Annotated in this window: 9 protein-coding genes; 5 read left to right on the top strand and 4 right to left on the bottom strand. The window is 67.9% G+C overall.

Annotated features, from left to right (window positions below):
- The first annotated feature begins 138 nt into the window (after positions 1-138).
- From fliK to JHD77_RS30680, 4 genes are all read left to right on the top strand, one after another.
- Complete coding sequence (gene fliK, locus JHD77_RS30665) at positions 139-1617, top strand: flagellar hook-length control protein FliK (protein ID WP_003083123.1); 1479 nt, start codon at positions 139-141, stop codon at positions 1615-1617.
- Positions 1614-1949, top strand: a complete 336-nt coding sequence (locus JHD77_RS30670; RefSeq protein ID WP_003083121.1) for an EscU/YscU/HrcU family type III secretion system export apparatus switch protein — start codon at positions 1614-1616, stop codon at positions 1947-1949. Before fliK ends, JHD77_RS30670 begins: the two co-directional genes overlap by 4 nt.
- 100 nt (positions 1950-2049) lie before the next feature.
- Complete coding sequence (locus tag JHD77_RS30675; protein ID WP_003106372.1) at positions 2050-2604, top strand: GNAT family N-acetyltransferase; 555 nt, start codon at positions 2050-2052, stop codon at positions 2602-2604.
- Positions 2605-2711: 107 nt separating this feature from the next.
- Positions 2712-3065, top strand: coding sequence for a hypothetical protein (locus JHD77_RS30680; protein WP_003083115.1), 354 nt, complete (start codon positions 2712-2714; stop codon positions 3063-3065).
- 65 nt (positions 3066-3130) lie between these two features.
- Here JHD77_RS30680 and JHD77_RS30685 read toward each other — a convergent pair whose 3' ends face one another.
- The 4 genes from JHD77_RS30685 to JHD77_RS30700 form a co-directional block, all read right to left on the bottom strand.
- On the bottom strand, positions 3131-3868 hold the full coding sequence (locus JHD77_RS30685; RefSeq protein ID WP_003083112.1) for an SDR family oxidoreductase: 738 nt from the start codon (positions 3866-3868) through the stop codon (positions 3131-3133).
- A 133-nt stretch (positions 3869-4001) separates the two neighbouring features.
- Entirely contained in the window at positions 4002-4724 is a 723-nt protein-coding gene (locus tag JHD77_RS30690) for a polyphenol oxidase family protein (protein ID WP_003087130.1), read from the bottom strand.
- Between the two features lie 59 nt (positions 4725-4783).
- Positions 4784-5200, bottom strand: coding sequence for a hypothetical protein (locus tag JHD77_RS30695; protein ID WP_003083108.1), 417 nt, complete (start codon positions 5198-5200; stop codon positions 4784-4786).
- Positions 5201-5290: 90 nt separating this feature from the next.
- Entirely contained in the window at positions 5291-6262 is a 972-nt protein-coding gene (locus JHD77_RS30700; RefSeq protein WP_003106375.1) for a helix-turn-helix transcriptional regulator, read from the bottom strand.
- Positions 6263-6371: 109 nt separating this feature from the next.
- On the opposite strand from JHD77_RS30700, the gene JHD77_RS30705 reads away from it, so the two are divergent.
- The coding region (locus tag JHD77_RS30705) for a glutathione S-transferase family protein (protein WP_199506549.1) at positions 6372-6931 on the top strand (560 nt) is incomplete at its 3' end.

Raw genomic sequence — 6931 nt, forward strand, 5'->3', positions numbered from 1 at the left:
AGCCTCCGCAGGGTCGTTTAAGACAGGTTGTTACCCATGCCAGCCGAGATAGGCGCTTCCCCGCCACTACCCCCGGTCTCCGCCCCACGCCCGCTGCCGCCGGCGCAATCGCAGGGCAACGCCCAGGCCGACGCCGAGATGACCCTGAAGCTGGTGCAGACCCTGGCCGGCCTGCTGGGCGAAGGCGAGTCGGGCAAGGCCGAGGTGCTCGCGGTCAAGGAAGGCCTGGCGAACAATTTCCAGGTCCTGCTCAAGCTGACCCTGGCGAACAGCGGGCAGAGCCTGGTGGAAGTGCAGAGCAATCGGCCGCTGGTGCCGGGCAACCTGCTCAACGTCAGCGCCACCAGCAACACCAGCGTGGTTGCAACCCTGCTCGACAGCATGGCCGGCGCTGGCCCGCTGAGCAGCCTCGACCTGGAGCAACTGCCGCCCGGCACCCTGCTCCAGGGCAAGGTCCTGTCCAGCACCGCGCTGCCGGCGGACAAGGCCCAGCAGGTGGTCTACCGGGTCCTGCTGAACCTGCTCAACACGCCGCTCGCCGGCAGCAAGCTGAGCCTAGACTCGCCCCAGGCGCTGCCGGTCGGCAGCCTGCTCACGGCGCTGGTGAAAAACAGCCAGCAGATCGACTTCCTGCCGCTCAGCGGACGCCTCGACCAGCTTGCGCTGGGCCAGCAACTGGCCGGGCAGAGCGCCCGCCAGGCTTCCCTGGAAGGCCTGTTCGCCGCCCTGCAGGGGCTGAACGGCCGCAACGACCTGCCGGACAGCCTGCGCCAGGCCGTGGAGCGCCTCTTCGCCGGCCTGCCGGAGGCGCAGAAGATGGGCGATTCCAAGCTGCTCGGCCAGGCCCTGCAGCAGAGCGGCCTGTTCCTCGAGGCGCGCCTGATGCAGGGCGCCACCGATCATCTCGGCCAGGACCTGAAGGCCAACCTGTTGCGCCTGTTCGCCCAGCTGTCGCCGCTGCCGCCGACCGGCGCCCAGGCGCCGGGCATGTTCGCCGGCAACACGGCGAACCTGGCCCAGGCGCTGCCGGCCTTTGTCCGCAACGCCCTGGGCAACCTGGGACAGAGCGCCAACAAGACCCAGGCACTGAACTTTCCCCTGCCGAGCAAGGTTCTCCAACTGTTCGACGAGGACATGGAACTGGAGTCGCTGCTGCGCCTTGCCGCCGCGGCGATCTCCCGCCTGCAGACCCATCAGCTGTCGAGCCTGGCGCAGACCAGCACCCTGCCGGATGGCACCCAACTGGCGACCTGGCAGATGGAGGTGCCCATGCGCCATCAGCACTCGGTGGTACCGTTGCAGGTGAAGTTCCAGGAAGAACAGCGCAAGACCGGCGAAGAGGCCCGCGAAAGCCTCTGGCGCGTCGAACTGGCCTTCGACCTGGAGCCGCTGGGACCGCTGCACGCCCAGGCGACCCTGCTACGCGGCAGCCTGTCCAGCCAGCTTTGGGCCGAGCGCGACGCGACCGCGCGGCTGGTCGAGCATGAACTCGGCCACCTGCGCCAACGCCTGCGCGACGCCGGCCTGACCGTTGGCGAGATCACCTGCCAACGCGGCCGCCCGCCCCAGGGCCCGCGAGCGACCATCGAACAACGCTGGGTAGACGAAACCGCATGAACAGAAAGCAATCACCCGCCCCGCGCCAGGCCATCGCCCTGAGCTACGACGGCCAGGCCGCGCCGACCCTTTCCGCCAAGGGCGACGCCGAACTGGCCGAGGCGATCCTGGCCATCGCCCGCGACTACGAGGTACCGATCTACGAGAACGCCGAGCTGGTCCGCCTGCTCGCCCGCCTGGAACTCGGCGACGCCATTCCGGAAGCGCTGTATCGCACCATCGCCGAGATCATCGCCTTCGCCTGGCACCTGAAAGGCAAGTGTCCCGAGGGATTCGCGCCGGACGCCGCGGATGGCAACCAGATGCTGCTACTCGGCGGTCCCGGCGACTGAGCCAGCCCGCACGGCGAAACATCCGCACGCACATCAGCTCCAGGACCTCGCCGCTGCGCGCTAAGCTGCGCAGCCTCCGACCTCGGCAAAGGAGCGCCCGATGAACTTCGTCTTTCCCCACCCGTTGGACACCCCGCGCCTGCGGCTACGCACTTTCCGAGAGGAAGACGCCGCGCCGCTGTTCGCCATGATGTCCGACCCGGAAGTCATGCGTTACTGGAACACACCGCCGTGGACGACCCCTGCGCAGGCCCGCGAGGCGATCCTGCGGGACAGCCAGGCGCTCGCCGACGGCGAATACCTGAACCTGGCCATCGAGCGTCGAGAAGACGGCCAATTGCTCGGCAGTTGTATCCTCTTCCATTTCGAGAAAGGCTCGCGCCGCGCCGAACTCGGCTACTGCCTGGCACGTGCAGCCCAGGGCCGGGGTTACATGGGCGAGGCGCTGCGCAGGCTGCTGGCGTTCGCTTTCGATGAAATCGACCTGAACCGCCTGGAGGCGGAGATCGATCCGCGCAACCGGCCTTCGGCCGCCAGCCTGGAGCGCCTGGGCTTCCGCCAGGAGGGCCTGCTCGCACAACGCTGGATCGTTTCCGGAGAAGTCTCCGACTCGGCGCTCTACGGATTGCTCGCCGAACACTGGCGCAACCGCTGAAGGAGGAACCACCGGCAGGGCCCGCCATCCGTCGCTTTCCACAGAACCTGTCGTTCGCGCAACGGTCTTTAGACGGCACACCACATGCCTGCGGAGGCATCCCTCAAATGAAAAAACATACCCTGTTCGCCGTAGCTGCTCTCGGCCTGCTGTTCGCGGGCAGCACCCTGCTGCCTGGCGAGCTTTCTCCTGTCGGCTCCGCCTATGCCAAGGGCGGAAATGGCGGCGGCAACGGTGGCGGTCATGGCGGCGGTCATGGCGGCGGCAAGGGCGGCAGCCATGGCGGCAACCTCGGCGGCCACTCCAGCAAAGGCCATGGTTCAGCCACCTCCGGCATCGCCAGCTCCCGCGACAGCCGCGGGCTGTCGCAGGCCAGCGCGATCTCCGCCACCACCCCCGGCGATCACAACAGCAAGGGCTTGAGCAACGCCATCGGCTCCTCGACCAAGAACGACCGCTGACCGCCAGTGGCGACCACGAAAAAGCCGGCCTTCGCGCCGGCTTCTTCGTGCCCCGCCCACACGGCTCAGGCGAAACCGCCGTTGACCCGCAGCACCTGGGAATTGACCCAGGCCCCGTCCGGCCCGGCGAGGAAGGACACCGCCGCGGCGATCTCGTCCGGCTCGCCGAGACGCTCCAGCGGCGCCAGCCTGGCGATCTGGTCGATCTGTTCGGCGCTCTTGCCGTTGAAGAACAGCTCGGTGGCCACCGGGCCGGGCGCCACCGCGTTGACCCTGATGTCCTGGCCGCGCAACTCGTTGGCCAGCACGTGCACCAGCCCCTCGACCCCGGACTTGGACGCGATGTACGGACCGTAGCTGGGCAGCGCCCGGGCGATCACGCTGGTGGACAGGGCGATGATCCGTCCGCCGCGCTCGACATGCCGGGCAGCCAGGCCGAGCACGATGAAGGCGCCGCGCAGGTTGGTGCGGATCACCCGGTCGAAGCCCTCCAGGTCGCCGTCGGCGATCTTCAGGTAGGGCATCGTGCCGGCGCTGTTGACCACCACGTCGATGCGGCCGAAGGCGCCCCTGGTGGCTTCGAACAGCTTGTCCATGTCCTCCGGGCTGGCCACGTCGCCCTGTACGGCGATGGCCGTGCCGCCGGCGGCGACGATTTCGGCCACGACCTCGTCGGCCATGGTCTGGTTGCCGGCATAGTTGACCGCGACCGCGAAACCGTCGGCGGCCAACCGCCGGGCAATGGCGCGACCGATGCCGCGGGAGGCGCCGGTGACGATGGCGGCTTGGGTGATGTCAGGCATGCTGGGACTCTCCTGGAATGAGCGTGGCGACAGCCACGCATCGACAGGGAAAGTCTAGAAGCCGGGTATTGGCGGATAAACAGCAGACAACCGTCATGACTATCCAGGATTTCCGGACAATACCGATACGCGGTCACGGCTTGCGCGCGATCCAGGCGTACTGCTGACGCTTCTCCTCGCCCAGGCGCTGGCGTCGGCGATGACTGGCGAACGCATCGCCGGAACAGTAGGTGCAGACGGCGCTGGCTTCGATCTGCGCCGGCCCGACGCCGGCGGCCTGGAACAACTGGCGACAGAAGGCCACCAGGTCCAGCCAGGCGCCCTGCTCCGCCTGCCTTGGCTCGGGCGGAGCGAACCGGGGCGGCCGCTCGGGGAGCGGACGACGCTGGCTCCAGGGAGGCGCCGCGCCTTCCCAGAGGCGGCCGTGGCCGACCTGCAACGCCTCGATGAACCCGGCACTCACCTCGTAGCAGCAGGCTTTGATCCCGGGACCGATGGCGACCCGGATGTCCGCGCTGGCGACGCCGCGCGCATTGAAGCGCGCCACCGCCGCGCCGACGATACCGGCGACGAGCCCCTGCCAGCCGCCATGCAGGGCGGCCACCACCCGACCGTCGCGACTGCTCATGAGAATCGGCAGGCAGTCCGCGGTGACCACCGCGACCGCCAGCGGCCCTTCGCTGAAAACGCCGTCGGCGGCATGCCGTCCCGATTCCGACAACGAGCGCGCGTCGACGATCTCGGCGCCATGCACCTGCCGGCAATGGAATATCCGCTCGGAGAGTGCCTGGCCGGCTTGCTGGAAGCCATGCTCGATGCCTTCGATCGCCTTGAGGATGTCGGCCTGGACGGTCATGCGCTGTCTCGCCATGGAAGGTTGGAAAACGACCTTACCTCATCTTCCCGGAAGCCGCCTCAGGCGATGCCGCGCAGGAGGTCGGGGCAGCCGCGATCACGCTTGATCAACGCGGCCAGGGCGACCTGGCCCAAAGGCCGGTCGGACACCGCGCCGATGCTCAGGCCATGGCCTCTGCTCCACTCGAACAACAGGCGCTTCTCGCGGCAATCGAGTTCGCCCACCAGCAGGAAGCGCCGGATGCTGCCGCTGCGTCCCAGCATCGCCAGCGTGCCCTTGCAGCCCTGGTCCAGGCGGAATCCGTCGTAGAGGCAATAGTCGTACGGGTAACCCTGGTCCAGGGAGCGCCGCAGCTCCCGTCGGTCCAGGCACAGGCTCAAGTGGAAGTAGCCGCAGCGGTTGAACAGCGCTCCATACCTGAGCAGACGGCCGGGGTTGGCGCACAGCACCATGGCGCGCAGGGGTATTGCAGGCATCCTTGTGGCCTCCTGGAAACGTGCGGGTTGACCAGGACCGATTCTAGAAAGCGGCAGCCGCGCAATTAATAGGACTTTTCCTCTAAATGCCTACCTGTGATCCGAAGCTTCCTCCTGGCCCAGGTTACGCAGGACACGCTCGGCCTGGCGCCTCAACGGCTCGCGCAACTCCAGCGGCTGCCTGACCTCGAAGTCGAACGGCAGGCCGCACAGGCGCCGGGCGAACCAGTCCAGGTCGTCGGTGCTGGCGCGCAACAGCGTACCGCCATCGACCTCGGCGAGCAGACCGAGGGGCTCGCCGAGCACCGCGACCACCTGCTCCCTCGCAGCCCGCATCAGGATTTCCACCGGGTAGGCGCGCGGCATCCGGGCGAAGCTCTCCCGCAGGTGGCGGAGGGTATCGAAATCCGCCGGTCGCTCGAAGCGCTCCGCCAGCATGCGCGGCGCGTCCAGGCGATCGAGACGGAACGAGCGCAACGCCTGGCGCAGGTGGCAGAAACCGCTGACGTACCAGCAGCCGTTGCGATAGACCAGGCCGTAGGGATCGAGTTGGCGGAGGGTTTCGGCGCCCTGCGGGTCGCGATAGCGGAACTCGACCCGCGCACGGACCTGGGCGGCTTCGGCGAGGGTCGCCAGCGCCGCCACACTGGTTCCCGCCCGGGCGCGGGCCAGGTCCAGGCTGGCGGTCTCGCGGAGCGCCACGAGGCGCCGCCGCAGCGCAACGGGCATCACCCTGCTCAGCTTGGCCTGCGCACTTTCCAGGGCCAGCTCGCTTTCGCCCAGGCCGAGACTGCGCACCGCCAGCAGGCCGAGGGACACGGCCAGGGTTTCCTCCGCGCTGAACATCAGCGGCGGGAGCTTGAAACCGGCCACCAGGCGGTAACCGCCATGGCGTCCGCGCTCCGCCGAGATGGGTATGCCCAGCTCCTCGAGGGCGACGATATAGCGACGCAGCGTCCGTCCATCCACCTCCAGGCGCCTGGCCAGCTCGCTACCGCTGAGCTGGCCGTTGCTCTGCAGCAGTTCGAGCAGGGCGAGCACGCGCACCGTGGGCTTGGACATTTTTCGATCCACCGGAAAAAATCAGGACCGAATATAGCCTATATCACCCCTACCCTGCGTTCAGCCCAGTTGCGATGCGCAACGTGCGTTACCTGAACGGAGATGGAAAATGGAACCTGTACTGTTTTATGGCGTACCCCACGGCTGTTCCTTCGGCTCGATCGTGGCCCTCGAGTGGCTTGGCCGCCCCTATCGCCTGTGTCGGATCGAGATGCCGCTGGAGACCGGCGAGCGCACCTACGTGCGCCTGAACCCGGCTCGCCAGACGCCCACCCTGCTCCTGGAGGACGGCCGCGCGCTCAGCGAAAGCCTGGCCATTCTCCAGCACCTGGCGGCGCGCGACCTGTGCAGGAAGCTCGGTTATCCGCAGGGCAGCGCCGAGTTCGACGAACTGAACTTCGCCCTCGCCCTCCTGCATACCGAATGCCATTCGGCCTGGGGAGCCCTGTTCTATCTGGAGGACGCCGACGCAACCACGACGGCAAGGGCGCTGACGCGCGCGGCGCGAGCCTATGGCCGGATCGACAAGCTGCTCGGCGACCGCAAGTGGCTGGCCGGCGAAGGGCCGAGCGTGGCCGACGCCTACCTCGCGGGTACCGCTCGCTGGGGACGGGAGCTGGGCTACTTCGACCTGCAACACGACTTTCTGAGAGAGGGTGAGAAATACCT

This window comes from Pseudomonas sp. P20, assembly GCF_016463925.1.
Classification (GTDB): Bacteria; Pseudomonadota; Gammaproteobacteria; order Pseudomonadales; family Pseudomonadaceae; genus Pseudomonas; species Pseudomonas aeruginosa.